15 protein-coding genes are annotated in these 20,574 nt (G+C 70.9%); 8 read left to right on the top strand and 7 right to left on the bottom strand.

Going from position 1 to position 20,574, the window contains the following annotated elements:
* Positions 1-150 precede the first annotated feature (150 nt).
* From lon to ACZOOI_RS04760, 3 genes are all read left to right on the top strand, one after another.
* Positions 151-2,568, top strand: a complete 2,418-nt coding sequence (lon, locus tag ACZOOI_RS04770; protein ID WP_465279562.1) for an endopeptidase La — start codon at positions 151-153, stop codon at positions 2,566-2,568.
* 262 nt (positions 2,569-2,830) lie between these two features.
* A complete protein-coding gene (locus ACZOOI_RS04765; protein ID WP_465279561.1) occupies positions 2,831-3,373 on the top strand; it encodes a hypothetical protein in 543 nt (180 codons plus the stop codon).
* Between the two features lie 127 nt (positions 3,374-3,500).
* Positions 3,501-3,791 (top strand): YiaA/YiaB family inner membrane protein, encoded by a 291-nt coding sequence (locus tag ACZOOI_RS04760; protein WP_465279560.1) that lies wholly within the window; start codon positions 3,501-3,503, stop codon positions 3,789-3,791.
* Positions 3,792-3,821: 30 nt separating this feature from the next.
* Here the strand turns inward: ACZOOI_RS04760 and hrpA are convergent, their stop codons facing one another.
* Positions 3,822-7,775, bottom strand: a complete 3,954-nt coding sequence (gene hrpA, locus ACZOOI_RS04755; RefSeq protein WP_465279559.1) for an ATP-dependent RNA helicase HrpA — start codon at positions 7,773-7,775, stop codon at positions 3,822-3,824.
* A gap of 195 nt (positions 7,776-7,970) precedes the next feature.
* Between hrpA and ACZOOI_RS04750 the strand changes: the two genes are divergently transcribed.
* Entirely contained in the window at positions 7,971-8,762 is a 792-nt protein-coding gene (locus ACZOOI_RS04750) for a dioxygenase family protein (RefSeq protein ID WP_465279558.1), read from the top strand.
* Between the two features lie 212 nt (positions 8,763-8,974).
* Positions 8,975-9,484 (top strand): hypothetical protein, encoded by a 510-nt coding sequence (locus ACZOOI_RS04745; protein WP_465279557.1) that lies wholly within the window; start codon positions 8,975-8,977, stop codon positions 9,482-9,484.
* Between the two features lie 171 nt (positions 9,485-9,655).
* Here ACZOOI_RS04745 and ACZOOI_RS04740 read toward each other — a convergent pair whose 3' ends face one another.
* From ACZOOI_RS04740 to ACZOOI_RS04720, 5 genes are all read right to left on the bottom strand, one after another.
* Positions 9,656-9,964: an antibiotic biosynthesis monooxygenase family protein gene (locus ACZOOI_RS04740; RefSeq protein WP_465279556.1), complete on the bottom strand. Its 309-nt coding sequence runs from the start codon at positions 9,962-9,964 to the stop codon at positions 9,656-9,658.
* Positions 9,965-10,083: 119 nt separating this feature from the next.
* Positions 10,084-10,884: a peptidase gene (locus tag ACZOOI_RS04735; RefSeq protein WP_465279555.1), complete on the bottom strand. Its 801-nt coding sequence runs from the start codon at positions 10,882-10,884 to the stop codon at positions 10,084-10,086.
* Positions 10,881-12,155, bottom strand: a complete 1,275-nt coding sequence (locus tag ACZOOI_RS04730; RefSeq protein ID WP_465279554.1) for a VWA domain-containing protein — start codon at positions 12,153-12,155, stop codon at positions 10,881-10,883. The genes ACZOOI_RS04735 and ACZOOI_RS04730 overlap by 4 nt, the downstream gene beginning before the upstream one ends.
* Before the next feature lie 67 nt (positions 12,156-12,222).
* The gene (locus ACZOOI_RS04725) at positions 12,223-14,424 is read right to left on the bottom strand and encodes an ArnT family glycosyltransferase (protein ID WP_465279553.1); all 2,202 of its coding nucleotides are present in this window, start codon (positions 14,422-14,424) and stop codon (positions 12,223-12,225) included.
* Positions 14,421-15,884, bottom strand: coding sequence for a bifunctional glycosyltransferase family 2/GtrA family protein (locus ACZOOI_RS04720; RefSeq protein WP_465279552.1), 1,464 nt, complete (start codon positions 15,882-15,884; stop codon positions 14,421-14,423). The genes ACZOOI_RS04725 and ACZOOI_RS04720 overlap by 4 nt, the downstream gene beginning before the upstream one ends.
* 214 nt (positions 15,885-16,098) lie before the next feature.
* Here ACZOOI_RS04720 and ACZOOI_RS04715 point away from each other — a divergent pair, with 214 nt between their 5' ends.
* Positions 16,099-16,995 carry an alpha/beta fold hydrolase gene (locus ACZOOI_RS04715; RefSeq protein ID WP_465279551.1) on the top strand — a complete coding sequence of 299 codons (897 nt, stop codon included), beginning with the start codon at positions 16,099-16,101 and terminating at the stop codon, positions 16,993-16,995.
* Between the two features lie 75 nt (positions 16,996-17,070).
* On the opposite strand, the gene ACZOOI_RS04710 is transcribed toward ACZOOI_RS04715, so the two are convergent.
* Positions 17,071-19,230 carry an MMPL family transporter gene (locus ACZOOI_RS04710; protein ID WP_465279550.1) on the bottom strand — a complete coding sequence of 720 codons (2,160 nt, stop codon included), beginning with the start codon at positions 19,228-19,230 and terminating at the stop codon, positions 17,071-17,073.
* Between the two features lie 196 nt (positions 19,231-19,426).
* On the opposite strand from ACZOOI_RS04710, the gene ACZOOI_RS04705 reads away from it, so the two are divergent.
* Entirely contained in the window at positions 19,427-19,768 is a 342-nt protein-coding gene (locus ACZOOI_RS04705; RefSeq protein WP_465279549.1) for a PadR family transcriptional regulator, read from the top strand.
* Positions 19,750-20,562, top strand: a complete 813-nt coding sequence (locus ACZOOI_RS04700; protein ID WP_465279548.1) for a hypothetical protein — start codon at positions 19,750-19,752, stop codon at positions 20,560-20,562. Before ACZOOI_RS04705 ends, ACZOOI_RS04700 begins: the two co-directional genes overlap by 19 nt.
* Positions 20,563-20,574: the final 12 nt, after the last annotated feature.

The raw sequence follows: 20,574 nt of genomic DNA, 5'->3' as shown, positions 1-20,574 counted from the left end.
CCTCACCCGACCCATGCAGCCTTCAGGGCTCTCGAACAACTTCGCTCACGGCGAACAGAGGCTCGGGAGGACCGGGGAACAAAGAGGGGCTCTTGTTTCTTGAGTCAGTGCAGCGCAACTTTTCGACTGTGGCTACCTGAGGGGCATGACATGAGCGAGACCATCGGGACCCTGACTCTGCCGGTTCTTCCGCTGGACGACGTGGTCGTCCTCCCCGGCATGGTGGTCCCGCTCGAACTCGATGACGCGGAGACCCGTGCCGCCGTGGATGCCGCGCGGGCCGCCGCGGGGCGGTCCGGTGGACCCGGCATCCGTAGTGAGAGCAAGGCGCGGGTGCTGCTTGTTCCGCGCGACGACGGGCAGTACCCGGCGGTGGGCACGCTCGGCGTGATCGAGCAGGTCGGGCGGCTGCCCGGGGGTGAGTCGGTCGTGGTGGTGCGCGGCGAGGGCCGGGTGCGGATCGGCAGCGGTACCACCGGGCCCGGCGCGGCGCTGTGGGTCGAGGCGACCCGGGTGGCGGACGCCGAGACGGACGAGCACACCGACGAGCTGGCCCGCGAGTACAAGGCCCTGGTCACCACCGTGCTGGGCAAGCGCGGTGCGTGGCAGGTGGTCGACCACGTACAGGCCCTGGAGGACCCCAGCGACCTGGCGGACAACTCCGGCTACGCCCCGTACCTGACGCTCCAGCAGAAGATCGAGGTGCTTCAGACCGTCGACGTCCGGGAGCGGCTGACCAAGGTCGTCGGCTGGACCCGGGACCACCTCGCCGAGCTGGACGTGGCCGAGACGATCCGCAAGGACGTCCAGGAGGGGATGGACAAGCAGCAGCGCGAGTTCCTGCTCAAGCAGCAGCTGGCCGCGGTGCGCAAGGAGCTCAACGAGCTCAACGGCACCCCGGACAGCGAGGAGGAGGACTACCGGGCCCGGGTCGAGGCGGCGAATCTGCCGGAGAAGGTGCTGGCCGCCGCGCTCAAGGAGGTCGACAAGCTGGAGCACGCCTCCGACGCGTCGCCCGAGGGCGGCTGGATTCGCACCTGGCTGGACACCGTCCTGGAGATGCCCTGGAACGACCGCAGCGAGGACGCGTACGACATCGCCGAGGCGCGCGCGATCCTGGATGCGGACCACTCCGGCCTGGTCGACGTCAAGGAGCGCATCGTCGAGTACCTGGCGGTTCGCAAGCGGCGCGAGGAGCGTGGGCTCGGTGTGGTCGGCGGTCGTCGTTCCGGCGCGGTGCTGGCCCTGGTCGGCCCGCCCGGGGTCGGCAAGACCTCGCTCGGCGAGTCGGTGGCCCGCGCGATGGGTCGCTCGTTCGTCCGGGTCGCGCTCGGCGGTGTGCGGGACGAGGCCGAGATCCGCGGCCACCGGCGCACCTACGTCGGCGCGCTGCCCGGCCGGATCGTCCGGGCGATCAAGGAGGCGGGCAGCATGAACCCCGTCGTCCTGCTCGACGAGATCGACAAGGTCGGCTCGGACTACCGGGGCGACCCGACCGCCGCCCTGCTCGAAGTACTCGACCCGGCGCAGAACCACACCTTCCGCGACCACTACCTGGAGGTCGAACTCGACCTGTCCGACGTGGTGTTCCTGGCCACGGCCAACGTCCTGGAGACGATTCCCGAGCCGCTGTTGGACCGGATGGAACTGGTCCGCCTCGACGGCTACACCGAGGACGAGAAGGTCGTCATCGCCCGGGACCACCTGATCAAGCGTCAGTTGGACAAGGCGGGCCTGGACGACACCGAGGTGTCCTTCACCGAGGACGCGCTGCGGCTGCTGGCGGGCGAGTACACCCGCGAGGCGGGCGTGCGCACCCTGGAGCGTTCGATCGCCCGCGTGCTGCGCAAGGTCGCGGCCCGGCAGGCGCTGGACGCCGAGGCGCACCCGCTGCCGATCACGGTGGACGCCGGCGACCTGCGCGACTACCTCGGCCGGCCCCGGCACACCCCGGAGTCGCTGCTGAGCAAGGCCGAACAGCGCACGGCGGTACCGGGGGTGGCCACGGGGCTCGCGGTCACCGGTGCGGGTGGCGACGTGCTCTACATCGAGGCGTCGCTCGCGGACGCGGAGACCGGCGGTACGGGACTGACCCTGACCGGCCAACTCGGTGACGTGATGAAGGAGTCCGCGCAGATCGCGCTGTCCTACCTGCGCTCGCGCGGGGCGGAACTGGAGGTGCCGGTGGGCGACCTCAAGGACCGTGGCGTGCACATCCACGTCCCGGCCGGAGCGGTGCCCAAGGACGGCCCGAGCGCCGGCGTCACGATGACCACGGCGCTGGTGTCGCTGCTGACCGGGCGACCGGTCCGCTCGGACGTGGCGATGACCGGTGAGGTCTCGCTCACCGGCCGGGTACTGCCGATCGGCGGCGTCAAGCAGAAGCTGCTCGCCGCGGAGCGGGCCGGCGTCACCACGGTGCTGATCCCCAAGCGCAACGAGGCCGACCTGGACGACGTGCCCGAGGAGGTCCTGAGCCGACTCACCGTGCACGCGGTGGCCGACGTGCGCGAGGTACTGGAACTGGCCCTGGAGCCGGCCACCGCCGAGCACACCGTGGCCGCCTGACCCTGCGGGGCCTGCGAGAACATGCTGCGCGAGTCGCCTTCCGGGCGGCTCGCGCAGCATTTTTCGGCCAAGCTCGGACAAGCCGGTTGGCCGCGAATCTCGATTCGGTCACGTGCCGGAAAGTTCGGTTGGTTGCTGTCAGTATTCGCGCATGTCATATGGAACGGGTGGGGGCCCGGGCTGGGGAGACGGTTCGTCCGCTCCGCCATCGCCTGGGTTTCCGCCGCAACCTCAGCCGCAACTTCCCTGGTATCAGCGCACGGTGTGGATCGTCGTGCTGCTGATCGTGTTCGCGCCGGTGGGCATCTTCCTGATGTGGAAGTACGTGAACTGGCAACGCCCGTTGAAGATCGGCGTGGCGGTCGTCGCCGGCGTGGTCTTCCTGGCCGCCGCAGCGAGTTCGCTGTCCGACTCGAAGGACGACTCCGAGGCGGACAAGGTCACACCGGCTTCGACGTCGGCCCCCTCGGGGGTGGCGACGACACCGGCGCCCACGCGCACGGCGCCGTCGACGAGTGTGACTCCCGTGAGCGGCACACCGACTCCGCCCGCCGGCACGGCTGTCGCCGAACCACCGCCGGCCGCTCCGCCGCAGGACGTGGTCAGTGCGCCGGAGACGGAGGCCCCGAAGGCGGAGACCCCCAAGGCGGATCCACCGAAGACCGATCCGCCGGCGGTCAAGACGGGCGTCGGGAGAGGTCAGTTCTGTTCACCGATCGGAGCCCCGGGCATCACGAAGCAGGGTGAGTCCGTGACGTGTGCCTTGAACCCCGAGGACCGGAAGGGCCACTGGGCCTACCGTTGACCCATCGGCAACGATCCTGGCGTCGGCGGCCCCGGCGGAACTCGCGGGCCGCCGAATCCGGGATCCCCGGGGCGAGTTGAGTACACATACTCATGTGACAAACGGCGGCGCGGCGAAGACTGTTGCCATGACATCGCCGCTGCGCACCAACAACACCCATGGCTTCTTCGTCCAGGCCGCGCTGTCCTTCGGCGTGTCCGTGAGTGCGGTTCTGATCGGGATCGTCTATCTGCCGGTGGACCGCTGGATTCGGGCCTTTCTCGGCCTCGGCGTGCTTTACGTCGTGACGTCGAGCATCACCATCGCCAAGGTCGTGCGTGACCGGCAGGAGAGTGAGGCCGTGGTCAGCCGGGTCGACCAGGCGCGCCTGGAGAAGCTGCTGACCGACCACGACCTGTTCAAGAACGACCTGGTCTGACACGGTGCCGGCGCCGGAGCGTGAGACCGGCTACGACCCCAATTCCTCGATCGTCTTCAGGATCCGCTTGTCCGACACCGGTTGCGGCGTGCCCAGGGACTGGGCGAAGTAGCTCACCCGCAGCTCCTCGATCTGCCACCGAACCGCCGCGACGTCGGCCGGAATCGGCGCACCCTTGGTCTGGCGGTCCATCAGGTCCCGGTAGGCAGCCTGGATCTGATGGACCTTCAGCATGCGCTCGCGGTCCCGCACCGGATCCGCCTCCAGGCGCTGCAGGCGCCGCTCCATCGCCTGGAGATAACGATGCACGTCCGGCAGCCGCCGCCAACCCGCCGCGGCCACGAAGCCCTTGTGTACCAGCGCCGTGTACTGCGCCTTCAGGTCGGCCAGTGCCGGGGCCAGGGCCGGGCTCCGGGTCGCCTTCAATCGCCCGGCGACGTTGTGCGACGCGCCCAGGATGCGCTCGACCTTGACCACGGTGTCCTCGGTCAGCCGAGGCAGCCCCGCCTTGACCCGGTCGCGCAGCCGGACGAAGCCCGCCTCATCCCACACCGGGCCGCCCGCGTCCTGGATCAGCATGTCCGCCGCGCACGCGAGGATGTCCTCGAAGAGCGCATCGATGCCCCCGTGCGGGTTGTGACTCAGCGTCAGCTTGGCCATGTTGGGCAGCCGACCCTGGATCTGCTTGACCGGCGACTGCACGTTCAGCAGCACCAGGCGCCGCGTCCCGAGCCGCATCGCGCGCAACTGCTCCGGCTCGCTGTCGAACAGCCGGACCGCCACCGAGGTGCCCTCGTCGACCAGCGCCGGATACGCCTTGACCACCAGCGGCCCGCGTCGCTGCTCGACCACGCGCGGCAGCTCGCCGATGGTCCACGAGGTCACGCCCGTGCGCTCGATGTCCAGCGTGCTCGCCGCCTCGGACACCGCGGCCCGCATCCGGTCGCGCAGCTTGAGCTTGAGCGCCTCCAGGTCCTTGCCCTCGGCCAGCGTGCGCCGGTCGTCGTCGAGCACCCGGAACGTCATCCGCAGGTGGTCGGGCACCTTCGCCAGGTCCCACGTCTCGCGCTTGACCGGCATGCCGGCCATCCGGCTCAGCTCGCGCTCCAGCACGTCCACCAACGCCCCCCGGCGGGCCGGGATCCGCGCCAGGATCGCGCGCGCGTAGTCCGGCGCCGGCACGAAGCCGCGGCGGATGCCCTTGGGCAGCGCGCGGATGTACGAGGTCACCAACTCCTCGCGCAGGCCCGGGATCTGCCAGTCGAAGCCGTCACCGGTGAGCTGGTTGAGCACCGCGACCGGGATGTGCGCGGTGACCCCGTCGGCGTTCGAGCCGGGCTCGAACTGGTAGGTCAGCTTGAGCTCCAGACCCTGTTCGACCCACGTGTTCGGGTAGTCCTCCTCGGTGATCCCGCCCGCCTTGGCGTTGATCAGCATGGACTTCTCGAAGCTCAGCAGGTCCGGTTCGGTCCGGTGGGTCTTCTTCCACCACGCGTCGAAGTGCCGTCCGGAGACCACGTCGGCGGGGATGCGCTCGTCGTAGAAGTCGAACAGGGTCTCGTCGTCGACCATGATGTCCCGGCGCCGGGCCCGGTGTTCGAGCTCCTCGACGTCGGCGAGCAGTCGCCGGTTGGCCGCAAAGAACCTGTGGTGCGTACGCCAGTCGCCCTCCACCAGGGCGTGCCGGATGAACAGCTCGCGGGACAGCTCCGGATCGACCTTGCCGTAGCCGACCTTGCGCGCGGCCACGATCGGCACGCCGTACAGCGTGACCTTCTCGTAGGCCATCACCGCGGCCATCTTCTGTTCCCAGTGCGGCTCGCTGTAGGTGCGCTTGATCAGATGCCCGGCCAGCGGCTCGATCCACTCGGGTTCGATCCGGCCGGCGATCCGCGCCCACAGCCTGGACGTCTCGACGAGTTCGGCCGCCATCACCCACCGCGGCGGCTTCTTGAACAGCGCCGAGCCGGGGAAGACCGAGAAGCGGGTGCCGCGCGCGCCGCCGTACTCGCGCTTGGCCGGGTCCATCAGGCCGATGTGCGAGAGCAGACCGGACAGGATCGCGGTGTGGATGTGCTGTGTGTTCGGCTCCTGCGGCTCGCCGGTCGCCTCGATCCCGAGCGACTTGGCGGCCGAACGCAACTGGCTGTGCAGATCCTGCCATTCGCGTATGCGCAGGTAGTGCAGGAACTCGCTCTTGCACAACTTGCGGAACCGGCTGGAGGACAGCTCGTCGCGCTGTTCCTTGATGTAGTTCCACAGGTTGAGGTACGCGAGGAAGTCGGATTCCTTGTCCGCGAACCGTGCATGCAACTGGTCGGCGTGCTGCTGGTGTTCGACGGGTCGCTCGCGCGGGTCCTGGATGGACAGCGCGGACGCGATGATCAGCACCTCGCGGACCACACCGTTGCGGTCCGCCTCCAGGATCATCCGGGCCAGCCGCGGGTCCACCGGAAGCTGGGACAGCTTGCGCCCGACCGGGGTCAGCCGCTTGCGTACGTCCGGCTCGTTCGGGTCCAGCGCGCCCAGTTCCTCCAGGAGCTGTACGCCGTCCTTGATGTTGCGCCGATCCGGCGGCTCCACGAACGGGAACGCGGCGATGTCGCCCAGGCCCAGCGCGGTCATCTGCAGGATGACCGAGGCCAGGTTGGTGCGCAGGATCTCCGGGTCGGTGAACTCGGGCCGCGACTCGAAGTCCTCCTCGGAGTACAGCCGGATGCAGATGCCGTCCGAGGTACGCCCGCTGCGGCCCTTGCGCTGATTGGCCGACGCCTGCGAGATGGCCTCGATCGGCAGCCGCTGCACCTTGGTGCGCAGGCTGTACCGGGAGATGCGCGCGGTGCCCGGGTCGATCACGTACTTGATGCCCGGCACGGTCAGCGAGGTCTCCGCCACGTTGGTCGCGAGCACGATCCGGCGGCCGGTGTGCTGCTGGAAGACCCGGTGTTGCTCGGCGGCGGACAGGCGCGCGTACAGCGGCAGCACCTCGGTGTTGCGCAACTGTCGTTTGTTCAGCGCCTCCGCGGTGTCCCGGATCTCCCGCTCGCCGCTGAGGAAGACCAGGATGTCGCCGGACGCCTCGCCGAGCAGTTCGTCCACGGCGTCGCTGATCGCCTGCACCTGGTCACGATCGTCGGGTCGGCGCTTGGTCCCCGCCTCGTCGTCGTCCTCGTCCTCGTCGAGTTCCGCGACGAGCGGGCGATACCGCACCTCGACCGGATAGGTCCGGCCGGACACCTCGATGATCGGCGCGTCGTCGAAGTGCTGCGAGAAGCGCTCCGGGTCGATCGTGGCCGAGGTGATGATCACCTTGAGATCGGGGCGGCGCGGCAACAGTTGTTTGAGATAGCCGAGCAGGAAGTCGATGTTGAGGCTGCGCTCGTGCGCCTCGTCGATGATCAGCGTGTCGTACTGCCGCAACAGCCGATCGTTTTGCACCTCGGCGAGCAGGATGCCGTCGGTCATCAGCTTGACCAGCGTGTTGTCACTGGACTGGTCGTTGAAGCGGACCTTGTACCCGACCACGTCGCCGAGTTGTCCGCCCAACTCCTCGGCGATCCGGTCACCGACCGTGCGCGCGGCGATCCGGCGCGGCTGGGTGTGTCCGATCAGGCCCTGTACGCCGCGACCGAGTTCGAGGCAGATCTTCGGGATCTGGGTGGTCTTCCCGGAGCCGGTCTCGCCCGCGACGATGACGACCTGGTGGTCGCGGATCGCGGCCAGGATGTCGTCCTTCTTCTGGCTGACCGGCAGCGCCTGGGGGTAGGCGATCGCGGGCACGGCGGCGCGCCGGTTCGCGACCCGCATCTCGGCGGCGTCGAACGCGGTGATCAGGCTCTCGGTCTCGGCGACCTGCTGCGGGCCCTTGCGGTTCTTGCGGGTCCGGTCGAGGCGACGGCGCAGACGGTCCTGATCCCGAAGCATCAGGTGGGGCAGGCGCGCCTGGAGGTCGGCGAGCTGAGATGTGGCTACTGGCGTTCCCATTACGGGGTCAAGGATAAGTGGCACCCCCGGGGCGCAGGCCAGTGGATTACTTCCGACGGCGATCCGCGCCGAATCCGTGCGTGATCCCGGGCCGAATCCGGTCTTGATCCCGCACCGAATCCGCGCGCGGGCGCCTCGCCGAATCCTCCTGCCGTGTCAATTGTTGAACGTAGAACTACTTGGTATCCTGGGCCCATGGACACCACCTCGCCCCGGCCCAGTGCTCAGCGCATGCCCGTCGTCTACCTCGGCCACGGCGCGCCGCCGCTCGCGGACGACGCGTTGTGGACCGGTCAGCTGGCCTCCTGGTCCGCGGACCTGCCCCGGCCCGCGGCGATCCTGATGGTGTCCGCACACTGGGAGGACGCCCCGATCGCACTCGGCGCGACCCGCACGATCCCGCTGGTGTACGACTTCGGCGGCTTTCCCGAGCACTACTACCGGGTCACCTACCCGGCACCCGGCGCTCCCGAGTTGGCGGCGCGGGTGCGGGCGCTGCTCGGGCCGGACGTGCGGGACGCGCCGGAGCGCGGCCTGGACCACGGCGCATACGTACCGCTGGTCGAGATGTATCCGGACGCCGACGTGCCGGTCCTGCAGATGTCGCTGCCCACGCTCGACCCGGTCCGGCTGTATCAGGTCGGCCAACGGCTCGCGCCGCTGCGCGACGAGGGCGTGCTGATCGTGGGCAGCGGGTTCTTCACCCACAACCTGCGCGGCCTCGATCCCCGGGCGGATGCGCCGGCGCCGGGGTGGTCTCGCGAGTTCGATCACTGGGGCGACGAGGCGTTCCGGGGCGGCGACGTGGACGCGCTGCTCGACTTCACCCACAAGGCACCCGCCGCGCGCCTGGCGCACCCCCGGACCGAACACCTCGCGCCGCTGTTCGTCTCGCTGGGCGCGGGTCACGAGGACCTGGACCGGCTGAACCAGGTCATCGACGGCTTCTGGTTCGGACTCTCCAAGCGGTCCATTCAGCTGGGGTGACGTCCGCGATGGCGCGGGTGGTGGCGCGCGCGGTGACGTGTCCGGTGGCGTGCGGGTGCGGGCGGTGCCGTGCCGCCGGCTCCCGAGGCACCGCGCCGAGGTCGCTCGGGGCGGTGCGTGTCGGCTTCGATACGTGATGCTCCGAAGTAGGCCAATGTCGTAAATAAACGGAACTGCGCCACCGTGCGCCACCGGAGCCGTAACGTAGCCGCATGGCTGCCAGAACCCTGCCACAGAGCTGCGTGGGAGTCGGCTGCATGCTCGTGCGCGAGCACCTGAACACCGAACAGCGCTTCTGGGATGCGAGGTTCTTCCCGTCCGGCGGTGTGCGGGAGGACAGCGGGCTGCTCGTCGCGCTGTTGATGGCGTCGGCGCTGCATCGGGTCGCGCGCAGCATGGGCATGGCCGATACCGACCCGGACGCGGTCATGCGGGTGCCCGTGGTGCCGACGCACGCGCTCCTGCGCACCGACCACGACGCGCTCGAAGCGGCCCGGACCTTCACCAATCCGGCCGAACTCGACGAGTTCCACACCCGCCTCATCCGGCTGTGCCCGGGCCGGGACGCCGTCTGGCCCTCGGTCCGCTGGACCGCCGAGGACCTCCTGCTGGTCTACGCCCACGCAGCCGCGACCCACCGCGTCCTCCCGACCCTGGACCCCACCCGAGCCCTCGCCGACATCGACCCGGCCCTGACGGTGGCGGGCCTGTGGGAGAAGTGAGGACGACGCTGCGGCGGCGCGTGTCGGGAGAGGCGGGTGGAGCCGCCGGAGTCTGGTGAAGTCGATCGAGTGGCACATCGGCGCGTGTCTCGTGCCGTTCGGCGGCCGCACCCACGCCGAGACCCCGGCTCCGCGTGGGAACCGGGGTCTCGGGGGCGGCGGCTTCGGGGCTCAGGTCTCGTCGGCCGGGGTGAGGTCGCTTTCGTAGTGGACGATGGTCGGGGGCACCGCGAAGAACTCGCCGACGATGGCTCGCCACTGGGGGAACAGGTCGGATTCGCGGAAGCCGACCGTGTGGGCCTCCAGGGTCTCCCAGCCGATCAGCAGCAGGTACGACGTGGGCGACTCGATCTGGCGGATCAGGCGCGCCCAGCGGAAGCCGGCGGACTTGGCGACGACCTCGCGGCCGCGCAGGAACGCGGCCTCGAATTCGGCCTCGCGGCCTTCCGCGACGGTGATGTCCGCGTGTTCGATGATCATGGCAGGCTCCGTGCTCGGTCGGATCGGTCAAGGCGACACGAGGATCATGGCGAACCGCCCCGGCGCGGATCGCGCCGGGGCGGTTCGCCACGCCGACGCGAAGCGCCGGCCGATCACCGTCAGCTGAACCAGTGCCGCTTCTTGCGGGTGAGCTGGTAGCCCAGGATGCCGAAGACCACCGCGACGAAGGTCGCCATCGCGGTCCAGAACCACCGCGCGTTCGGGCCGTCCATCCAGTCCCACTGGTACCAGTGGTCCTCGTCCTGGTCCCAGGCCACCGACCGGGTGTCCGCGGTCTGCCCGCTCTTGAGCACCGAGCCGGCCTTGGTGATCGGCACCAGCGGGTCGGCCAGCCGGCGGTCCGAGGTCGGCACCTGGTCGTCGCCGTCCTTGGTGTCCACCCGTACGGTCACCTTGGTCGCGGCGCCCGCGTCCAGGTCGGGCACGGCCATCGCGGCGACGCGGACGAAGTACATCCCGGGCAGCGGGTCGGTGGACCACGGCTCGGCCCAGTCGCGGACGGTGCGCGGCGTGCAGGTCAGGGCGATTTTGGTGTCGGTCTTCTGCGCCGTGGCGACCTGCTTGCCCTCGACGCACGGCTGGCGCCGGCGCAGGCCGTCGTAGATCTCGATGCGGTAGGTCACCGGTCCGCTGCGCGCGTTGCCGGGGGCCAGCTCCAGATCGACCTTGGCGTGGATCTCCTTGCCCGCCCTGGCCGGGAACTGCCAGTACAGGTACTCGCCTTGGGACGCCGACCAGCGCGCCTCCTCGCCCGGTTTCAGCGTGCCCGCGCCCAGGAACGAGGTGCCCGGCGGCACGTCCTGATCGGCCATCGCCGGCGCGGCGAACAGCGTCACGCCCACGAACGCCGCGGCGACGGCCGCCAACGCCCGCTTGATTCCACGGATTGCGCTCGTCATGACATCGCCTTCCCGAGAGCCTTGAACGCGCGGCGCAGCCAACCGGCCAACAGCCCGGCGATCAGGCCGAATCCGGCGAGCACGCCCAGGAACACCCAGCCCCGGCCCAGGCCGTGCACGTTCGCGGCCTTGCTGTCGGTGGCCTTGACCAGGTCCACCGTCAACTCCAGCGGCAGACCGGGCTTGGTGGCCACGTTCGGCTGCGCGGCGAACGCGTTGGTGACGACCAGGCAGATCGTCCTGGTCTTCGCGTTGTCGCTGTCCGTCTTGTACGGGTAGCGCAGACCGGCGGACTGCACGTCCGTCCGGCCGTTGCCCGCCCCCGCGTTGCCGACCAGTTCGCGGCCGTCCTCGCTGAACGCGGTGATGGTCACGTCGTAGTCGCGCGCCACCTTGCGGTCCGAGCCGACCGTCGCGGTGGCCCGCAGCTCCTGGTTCGGCTTGAGCGGGACCTTGTACCAGAGGTGCTGGCTGAACTCCTCGCGGTCGCTGTACACGCCGGGCGCCAGCAACGGCGCGTCCTGGCAGCCGTTCGGGCTGCCCTTGACCGATGCGGGCGTCTCGTCCGCCTCGCGGACCGCGCGCTTGACGATCTGCTGGACCTTCTGCGACAGCTCGTCCGCGTTCAGCACCGAGGTGTAGGTGCCGCCGGTGGCCTCCGCGATGCAGGAGAGCTGACGACGGGTGTTCTCGTCCGGGACCAGGCCCAGCGTGTCCACGATCAGATTGAGGCCGGAAGCGGCCAACTCGCGTGCCACGTCGCACGGGTCGGGCGGCGCGCAGGTCTCCTCACCGTCGGTGATCAGCACGATTCGGCGGCTGCCCGCTCCGGTGCCGAGGTCCTTGGCGGCCTCGCGCAGCGACAGTGCGATCGGAGTCCAGCCGGTCGGCGCCAACTTGGCGATCTCGTTCTTGATCACGACCTTGTTCGGCCGTCCGACCGGGGCCAGTTGCTGGGTGTCCACGCAACCCTTGGCCTTGTCGTTGCCCGGGTACGTGGCCCCCAGCACCCGGACGCCGAAATCGGCGGGCTCCGGAACGCTGTCCACGACCTCGTTGAAGGCCTTCTTCGCGGCGTCCATGCGGGTCATCCCGCCGGCGTCGTTGGCCTTCATCGAACCGCTCACGTCGAGGACCAGCTCGACTTTCGGTGGTGGCCCGGTCGGATTCGTCTCGTCGGCCATCGCGGACGGTGCGGAACCGCCCACGACAGCCAAGGTCGTCAGCAGGCCGATCAAGCCGGCCCCGACCTTTCGCATCTTGATCGTCACGGGGGAGGATCCTACGGATCAAATCGGCCCGCCGTTTGCCGCACACCGTAGGTGGATTGACAGCCCGTCAGGCGGTTGGTGACGATTCGTCGGAAACATTCCCCGGTGGTGCGGTCAGGTCGTACAGGGTCACCCCGCCCACGGTCTTCGCGGTGAACGTCTGCTCGACCCAGGTCGCGATGGCCTGCGACGCGTTGCTGCCGCCCATGCTGCGCATGCCGCCGTCGCCCATGCCGCCGCCGGCTCCGCCGCCGATGAAGTAGTGGATCCGACCATCCCCGACCAACTTTTGGAACTCGGCCAGGGTCGGCGACGGGTCGCTGCCGTTGAAGCCGCCGATCGGCATGACCGGCTTCCCGGTGGCGAGTTGGTAGCCCGAAGCGCTGTTGGAGCCGACCGAGGCGGCCACCCACGTATAGGAGTCAGCGTCCTGCTTCAGCGCGGCGACCACCTCCTTGCCGGGCGTACTGCCGTTGAGCAGCCCGCCCATGCCGCCCGCACCGCCGCCCCGGCGTGGCGTCGTGCCCGGCGGAACGGCGCCGTTGCCGGGGGCGGTCCACTGACCGCGGGGGCCGCCGGTGCCGTCGGGCACCTGCCCGTTTCGACCCGGAACGCCCGGGAACGCCGGTGCCCCCTGGCCCGGTTGGCCACCCGGTACCTGTCCGGGCGGAGCGCCCTGGAACCCGCGCTGCGCGCCCCCGAAGCCGCCGGGTCCGCCCGGGCCGCCCGGCCCGCCTCGCCCGAAGCCCATCCCGGCCGGCCCCGCGCTGGGGATCGACCCGCCCTTCGCGGTGGCGACCGTGTCCCACGTGTACGCGGCCGGCCCGGCCAGCAGCGCGGCCACCGAGACCGTGGCGGCCACCGGCGCGAGGCCGCGCAGCGCGACGAACGCGGCGCCGAACACGGCCAGGGCGCCGAGGATTCCGCCGACGAGTACGACGTGGCGCAACCACGGATGCCAGTCCGGTGTCCGGTCCAGCAGGTGGTACGACCACCACGCGCCGACCGCGATGGTCAGCGCCGCGACCGCCGCCGCGCGCGGTACCCGGCGTCGCTCCCACAACAGCGCGGCGCCCATCGCCACCACCGCGGCGATCGCCGGTGCCAACGCGATGTTGTAGTAGGCGTGGAAGATGCCGGCCATGTAACTGAAGACCAGGCCCGTGATCAGCAGCCATCCGCCCCACAACACGATCGCCGCCCGGGCGGGATCGGCCCGCGGAGCGCGTCGCGTCAGCCACAGGCCCACCGCGAGCAGGATCAGCGCGGCGGGCAACAACCAGGAGATCTGGCCGCCCATCTCGGCATTGAACAGCCGATCCCACCCGGTGGACCCCCAGTTGCCCCCGCCTCCGCGCGGACCGCCGCCTCCGCCGGCGACGCTGCCGGTCTCGTTGCCGTTGAGCCGGCCCAGTCCGTTGTAGCCCAAGGTCAGTTCGAGGATCGAGTTGTGCTGCGAGCCGCCGATGTAGGGGCGGGACGATTCCGGCCACAATTCGACGATTGCGATCCACCAGCCGCCGGCGATCGTCAACGCCAGGCCCGACCAGAGCAGTTGCCGCACCCTCCGCCGGAAGCCCACCGGCGCGCACACCAGATACACCAGCGCGAATACCGGCACGATCAGGAACGCCTGGAGCATCTTGGCCAGGAATCCGAAGCCCACGCACGCACCGGCCAGGACCAACCACCGGGTACTCGCGGTCTCCTGGGCGCGCAGCACCGCGTACGCGGCGACGGTGAGCAGCAGAACCAGCAGCGCGTCCGGATTGTTGAACCGGAACATCAGCGCCGCGACCGGCGTCAGGGCCAGCAGCGCACCCGCCAACAGGCCGGCCCAGGCCGGGAATCGGCGCCGGACGGCCAGGTAGAGCACGCCGACCGTGGCGACGCCCTCCAGCGCCTGTGGGATCAGGATGCTCCACGCGTTGACGCCGAAGACGCGGGCCGACAGGCCCATCACCCACAACGACGCCGGGGTCTTGTCGACCGTGATCGAGTTGCCCGCGTCGGAGGATCCGAAGAAGAACGCCTTCCAACTCTCCGTCCCGGCCTGGACGGCGGCCGAATAGAACGAGTTGGCCCAACCGGAGGCACCCAAGCCCCAGATGTACAGCAGACCGGTCCCGACCAGCAGGGCGAGCAACGCGGGCCGCACCCAGGGCGCGTCCGCGGTCCGCCCACGAACCAGCCGGACGAACCAGGGCTTTTCGGTCGCGGTGCCGGTCTCGGGAACCGGCATCGGCAGTGGAGCCACTACGGCGGTCATGCGTCCTCACCTGCCGAACCGGAAGAACCGGCGGAGTCGGTCGTGTCGGTCGAGTCGGTCGAGTCGACCACCTCGGTCGAGTCGGTCCAGCCGATCGCGCCCGTCGTGCCGGTCGGCTTCGCCGAAGCAGCCGATCCGCTCGCCGTGTTGCACGTGATCGAAGTCACCGAGGCGATCGGGCCGCCCGGGCCTGTCGCGGTTGCCGCATCCGCCCGGCCGCCCGGATCCGTGGACTTCGCCGGGTCGGCCGGATCGCCACGATCGACCGGATACCCAGAGCGCCCGACCCCCGCCGCGCGAAACACCCACACCCGCAGCAGCAGGAACCGCACGATCGTGGCGACGGCCCCCGCACCGACCAGCGCACCAAGTTCGACCGCACGCGCCGGATGTGCGACCACGGCGTGCAGACCGGCCAGGGTCGCGCTGCTCAACGCGAGGCCGACGACGAAGGCCAAGCCGCCCTGGGCCTGATGGCGCCACACCCCGGCACGCCCGCGGACCCCGAAGGTGAATCGACGGTTGGCCGCGGTGTTCGCGATCGTGGTCATCGTCAGGGCCAACGCGTTCGCGGCCGGCGCCCCCATGTCGCCGCGCAGCAGGATGTACAGCACCAGGTGCGCCAGCGTGCTGACCAGCCCGATCAGCGCGAAGCGCGGGAGTTGGGCGCGCATCGCCGGTGGCAGCCGCGCCTCGCGCACCCGCGGCGGGACCGCGACCCGGAACGTGCCGGCCGTGATTCGCCGGGCCACCCGCGCCATGCCGCGCAGATCGTCCAGCGCGGTGTGCAGCACGTCGACCCGGCTGTCCGGATCGTCGATCCAGTCCACCGGGACCTCGTGGATGCGCAGCCCGTTGCGCTCGGCGAGCAACAGCAGTTCGGTGTCGAAGAACCACTCCTCGTCGTGTACGTGCGGCAGCAGCGCCTGGGCGACCACCGTGCGGGCGGCCTTGAACCCGCACTGCGCGTCCGAGAAGTGCGCCGCGAACACCCCGCGCAGCAGCAGGTTGTACGACCGCGACACGACCTCGCGGCGCGGCCCGCGGACCACCGCCGCCGAACGGGCCAGCCGGGTGCCGATGGCGAGATCGCTGTGGCCGCTGACCAGCGGCGCGACCAGCGGCAGGAAGGCGTCCAGATCGGTGGACAGGTCGACGTCCATGTAGGCGACCACGTCCGCGTCGGACTCGGCCCACACCTTGCGCAGCGCCCGGCCGCGGCCCTTGCGGTCCAGGTGCACCGCGCGTACGTGCGGCAGTTCGCGGGCGAGTTCGCGGGCCACCTGCCAGGTCGCGTCGGTGCTGGCGTTGTCGGCGACGACGATGCGGAAGGCGTACGGGAATCCGTCGAGCAGATAGGCGTGCAGGCGGCGCACGCTCGCGGCCAGGACGTGCGCCTCGTTGTAGACGGGCACGACCACGTCCACGATCCGGGTGCGAATCGGTGTCGTCAGGCTCATGCCGCGACGGTGTCGAGACGGCATGGGAGCCGTCTGAGGCGTTTCTTAAGGTGGGATGAGAATCGCCGTGGCGGCCGGAAACCGGGGTGCCATCGACATGTGGCCGGACGGGGGCTGGCGCGGGACGGCCATGGGATGCGAATCTCGCGTTCCGAGACGCCTATGCTGCCGGTCGGAAGACCGGCACACCGCGACACAGCGATCCGGAGGTCGGATGAACACCTCGGCGGGTAGGTCAGTGGGCGCGGAATCCGCGCAACCGTTCGTGGAGGCCGTCGAGATCCCGGCCGGGGGATGGGTCTTCAACGCCCGAGTGGCCGGTCCGGCGGACGGCCGACCGGTGTTGTTCCTGCACGGGTTCCCGCAGATGTCCGCCTCCTGGACGGCGCAACTCCTGGGCCTGGCCCGGGCCGGCTACCGGGCGATCGCGTTCGATCAGCGCGGCTACTCGCCGGGTGCTCGGCCGCCCCAGGAATCGGCCTACGGACGCGACGAGTTGGTCGGCGACGTGATCGCCGTGCTGGATGCGCTCGGCGTGCCCCGGGTGGATCTGGTCGGGCACGACTGGGGCGGCGCACTCGCGTGGCAGGTCGCGGGCCTGCGGCCGGAGCGATTGCGCACGCTGACCGTGGTGTCCACGCCGCACCCGGTCGCGCTCACCGCGGCGGTCCGCGACGATGCCACCGGCCAGCGGGAACAGTCCTCGTACATGCGGCTGTTCCGCACCCGCGGGGTGGCCGAGGAGAAGCTGCTGGCGGACGACGCGGCCTACCTGCGCGCGGTGTTCGCCTCGCTGCCGGCCGAGATCACCGAACGCTACCTCGCGGTCCTGCGCGAACCGGGCGCACTGACCGGGGCGTTGAACTGGTACCGGGCGATCGACCCGAAGGTGTTGCGCGACATCGGCGACATCGACGTCCCGACCCTCTACGTCTGGAGCGATCGGGACGTGGCCTTCGGTCGCGCCGCCGCCGAGGCCACCGCTGCCTCGGTGACCGGTCCGTACCGCTTCGAGGTGCTCGCCGGCGTCGACCACTGGGTCCCCGAAAACGGCGCGGAGGCCCTGACCGGGCTGCTGCTGGAGCACCTGGCGGCCTTCGCGCAGGAGTGACGCGGACCGCGAGCGGGCGCGTCGGGCGCCGGGATGCGCTCCGCCCGGGCCCGCCGTGGGCCCGGGCGGGCCGCGTCACGGTCGGGAACCGGCGTCGAGGCGGGCCGTCCCGGTGGTGGTCGCACGGACCGGCCCGACCCGCAGCAGCCGGGCGAAGGCAGGCGGGAACCACCAGTTGGCTCGGCGCAGCAGGGTCACCAGGGCGGGCGCGAGCACGCCGCGCACGATCGTCGCATCCACGAGGATGCCGACCGCGAGCGCGGTGGCCAGGATCCGGACGTCGGTGATCGGCACGGTGGACAGCGCCACGAAGGCCAGGAACAGGATCAGCGCCGCCGAGGTGACCAGGCGCCCGGTGCGGCCGATGCCGATCACGACCGACTCCTCGGTGGTGTCCCGCACGCCTTCGGCGGTCAGGTGCAGATGGGCCTCGCGGATGCGGCTCAGGATGAACACCTCGTAGTCCATGGACAATCCGAACAGGAACGCGAACACGGCCATCGGGACCCACACGGTGATCGCGCCCGTGGCCGGCGTATCGAAGAGCAGTTCGCTGCCGTGACCCTCCTGCCAGACGAGCACGATCGCGCCGTAGGAGGCCGCCACGGATACCGTGTTCAACACGAGCGCCTTGATCGGCAGCCAAACCGAGCGCAACGACCTGGCGAGCACCAGAAACGTCAGCAGCGCGATCACCGCGAGCACGGTCGGCAGCGAACCGTAGACGGCGTCGACGAAGTCGCGGTCCTGGGCGGGGCCGCCGCCGGCCTGGGTCCCGGGAGTCGTGCGCGCCGCCGCCAACACCCGGCCGACCGCATCGCGACCCGCGTCGGTGGCCGGGTCCCGCCTCGTCCACACGTCCACGACCCGCAGGCCGCCGTCCGCCCACGCGGCGGGGGCGAGCGTGCCCGAGACGCCCGGCTCGGCCGCGAGTCGCGCGGCGAGCGCGACCGGATCGCCGGTCGTGGCCACCTCGATCGGCTGCGCGATGCCCGCGCCGAAGCCCGCCGCCTCGATCGTGGCGAACACCCGGGCCGGTTCGCCGCCCCGGCCCAGCGACGCCGCCTGCGGTTGTCCCAGGCGCAGGGTCAGCGCGGGCGCGGCGAGCGCGAGCAGCAACGCGCCGCTGAGCACGGCGGCCAGGACCGGCCGGCGCGTCGTGGCGCGGGCGATCCGCGACCACAGCCGACTGTCCGGGCGCGGGGCACGGCGCGGGACGTCCAGGCGCGCGCCCCACGCGTACAGGACGACCGGCAGCAGGGTCAGCGTCACCGCGACGCTCACCAACGGCATCAGCAGACCGGCGTAGCCGACGCTGCGCAGGAACGGCACGGGCAGGACCACGAGTGCGGCCAGGGACAGTGCCACGGTGGCCCCGCTGAGCAGGACCGCACGGCCGGCGGTGGCCGCGGCCCGCACGATCGCCTCGACGCGGTGGGCCGGATCGTGGTCGTCGCCCCGGGCGCGCTCCTCCCGCCATCGGGTCACCACGAGCAACGCGTAGTCGATCGCGATGCCGAGACCGATCAGCGCGACCAGGAACTGCACGATGAAGGACACGTCGGTGACCCGGGTCAGGCCGCCCACGAGCAGGAACGTGGTGGGGATGGCGACCCCGGCGACCAGCAGCGGGACCAGGGTCAGGCCGCTTGCGAAGGTCAGGCCGAGGACGACGATCGCACCCACCGCGCCCAGCAGCGTTTCCGCGACGGGGCTGCGGGCGGCGCCGTTGTCCCGGCCGGTGAGCAGCGGCCGGCCGGTGAGCCGTACGGGCGCGTCGGCGATCCGGGTGTCGGCCACGGCGGCGCGGATCCGGCCCACGGTCGCGCCGTACGCGTTCGGACCCTCGCCGCCGGGCGGGTAGATCAGGGCCACGGTGGTGCGTTTGTCGGCCGAGATCAGCGCCGGGTCACCGGCGTCGGCGTACGAGGCATGCCGACCGCCGGGGGGCGTGACCCGGCGGACGACCGCGTCGAACTGCGCGATCACGTCCGGCGCGTCGACGTGGCGGTCGTGGGGCACGGTCAGTTCGAGCAGCAGCGGGGCATTGCGGCCGCCGGTGCCGCCGAATCGTTCGACGATCAGGTCGTTGGCCTGCTGCCCGGGCCGGCCGGGCAACTCCGAGCCCTGGCCGAGCCGATCGACGGTGCCCCCGACGGTGGCCACGCCCGCCGCGGCGAGCACCAACCACACCAGGGTCACCAGGCGCCGGTGTCCGAGAACCCAGCGCGTCATCGCTTCCACGACGGTTCGTCCCACCTTCCGAATAGGTAGTCACGCTATGCATGGAGCGGATTCTATGCATAGCGTGACTACCTATGAGTGCATCCGGCGGCCGGGCGGCACTCGGCGGGCCGCCGGCGACGGTCGCGGGCGGCGGACAGCAGGCAGCGGACGGTTTTCCGGAAGCCCCGGTGTAGCCTGGCTACTCATGAAGGCCGACGTGCTCAAGGGGCATCTCGAAGGCATGCTGCTGGCGGTGTTGGAACCCGGCGAACAGCACGGCTACGCGATCGTCGAGGAGCTCAAATCCCGAAGCGGCGGACACATCGCGCTGCCCACCGGCACCGTGTATCCGGCACTGCACCGCCTGGAGACGGCGGGTCTGATCGCCGGCCGCTGGTCCGTTCACGGTGGTCGTCGCCGGCGCAGCTACGAACTCACCCGCGCGGGTCGCCGGTCGTTGAGTGAACAACGAGCGTCCTGGCGGGAGTTCACCTCGGTGGTGTCGGGGGTCCTGGGGGTGGAGCCGGGATGGGCGGGCACGCCGTGAGCGGCCCCGGGACGGCACCCGACGCCGTGATCGTGGAGTACCTCGACGCCCTGGCCGCCGCGTTGATCGGCCCGCGTCGTCGCCGGCGCGCGATCCTCGACGAGGCACTCGACGGGCTCCTGGAATGTTCCGACGCCCACGCGGCCGACGGCGCCGACCCGGCCGAGGCCGCGCGCCGAGCCGTCGCCGAATGGGGTCCCGCGGCCGTCGTGGCCCGGGCCTACAACGAGGCCGTCCATCGACGTGGCGTCCGACGCCTGGGTGCGACGGCCCTCGGCGCACTGCCCGTACTGGCGGCCGTATGGTGCCTCGCCATGCTCGCCGGCCCGGCCGGTCCATGGGAACAACGGCCGCCGGCAGTGAACATCGGACTGATTCTGCTCGGCTTCGGCTGCGTCTTCGCCACGGCCGCCGCCCTGTCCGGTCTGCGTGCGAGCAGCGGCATCCGAGCGGTGGCGCCCGGCGCGGTGCCACCCGCCCGCGAGGCGGCCGCCGCCGTGTCCGGCGTGCTCCTGGTCCTGGCCACCCTGCCCGCCATGGTCGTCAACCGCGGCCTCGTCGCCCCGCACTCGCTCGCCTGGACGCTGATCGCCCCGGCGATCACCGTGAACGTGGGCTTGGCCCTGTACCTGAGCACGGCATGGCGTCGCTTGCGCACGACGACGCCGACCGTGACCGCCGGGTACCGCCATGGTGCCCCGGCCGGGCCGACGAGAGCTGAGGCACGGCAGCAGGGACGGTTCGGGCCGAAAGGGGGCGCGGCGGTACCTGGTTCTCGGCCGACCTGTCGGTGACGTGGCGTTCAC

The sequence above is a fragment of the Embleya sp. L77 genome (assembly GCF_055557415.1).
The sequence above is the reverse complement of the archived record's forward strand: the minus strand, read 5'-3'. Positions and strand labels throughout refer to the sequence as shown.

Excerpts from the sequence above, each read along its gene's own strand:
- lon (WP_465279562.1), top strand. The coding sequence starts at position 151 with ATGAGCGAGACCATCGGGACCCTGACTCTGCCGGTTCTTCCGCTGGAC.
- ACZOOI_RS04760 (WP_465279560.1), top strand. The coding sequence starts at position 3,501 with ATGACATCGCCGCTGCGCACCAACAACACCCATGGCTTCTTCGTCCAG.
- hrpA (WP_465279559.1), bottom strand. The coding sequence starts at position 7,775 with ATGGGAACGCCAGTAGCCACATCTCAGCTCGCCGACCTCCAGGCGCGC.
- ACZOOI_RS04750 (WP_465279558.1), top strand. The coding sequence starts at position 7,971 with ATGGACACCACCTCGCCCCGGCCCAGTGCTCAGCGCATGCCCGTCGTC.
- ACZOOI_RS04745 (WP_465279557.1), top strand. The coding sequence starts at position 8,975 with ATGGCTGCCAGAACCCTGCCACAGAGCTGCGTGGGAGTCGGCTGCATG.
- ACZOOI_RS04740 (WP_465279556.1), bottom strand. The coding sequence starts at position 9,964 with ATGATCATCGAACACGCGGACATCACCGTCGCGGAAGGCCGCGAGGCC.
- ACZOOI_RS04735 (WP_465279555.1), bottom strand. The coding sequence starts at position 10,884 with ATGACGAGCGCAATCCGTGGAATCAAGCGGGCGTTGGCGGCCGTCGCC.
- ACZOOI_RS04725 (WP_465279553.1), bottom strand. The coding sequence starts at position 14,424 with ATGACCGCCGTAGTGGCTCCACTGCCGATGCCGGTTCCCGAGACCGGC.
- ACZOOI_RS04720 (WP_465279552.1), bottom strand. The coding sequence starts at position 15,884 with ATGAGCCTGACGACACCGATTCGCACCCGGATCGTGGACGTGGTCGTG.
- ACZOOI_RS04715 (WP_465279551.1), top strand. The coding sequence starts at position 16,099 with ATGAACACCTCGGCGGGTAGGTCAGTGGGCGCGGAATCCGCGCAACCG.
- ACZOOI_RS04710 (WP_465279550.1), bottom strand. The coding sequence starts at position 19,230 with ATGACGCGCTGGGTTCTCGGACACCGGCGCCTGGTGACCCTGGTGTGG.
- ACZOOI_RS04705 (WP_465279549.1), top strand. The coding sequence starts at position 19,427 with ATGAAGGCCGACGTGCTCAAGGGGCATCTCGAAGGCATGCTGCTGGCG.
- ACZOOI_RS04700 (WP_465279548.1), top strand. The coding sequence starts at position 19,750 with ATGGGCGGGCACGCCGTGAGCGGCCCCGGGACGGCACCCGACGCCGTG.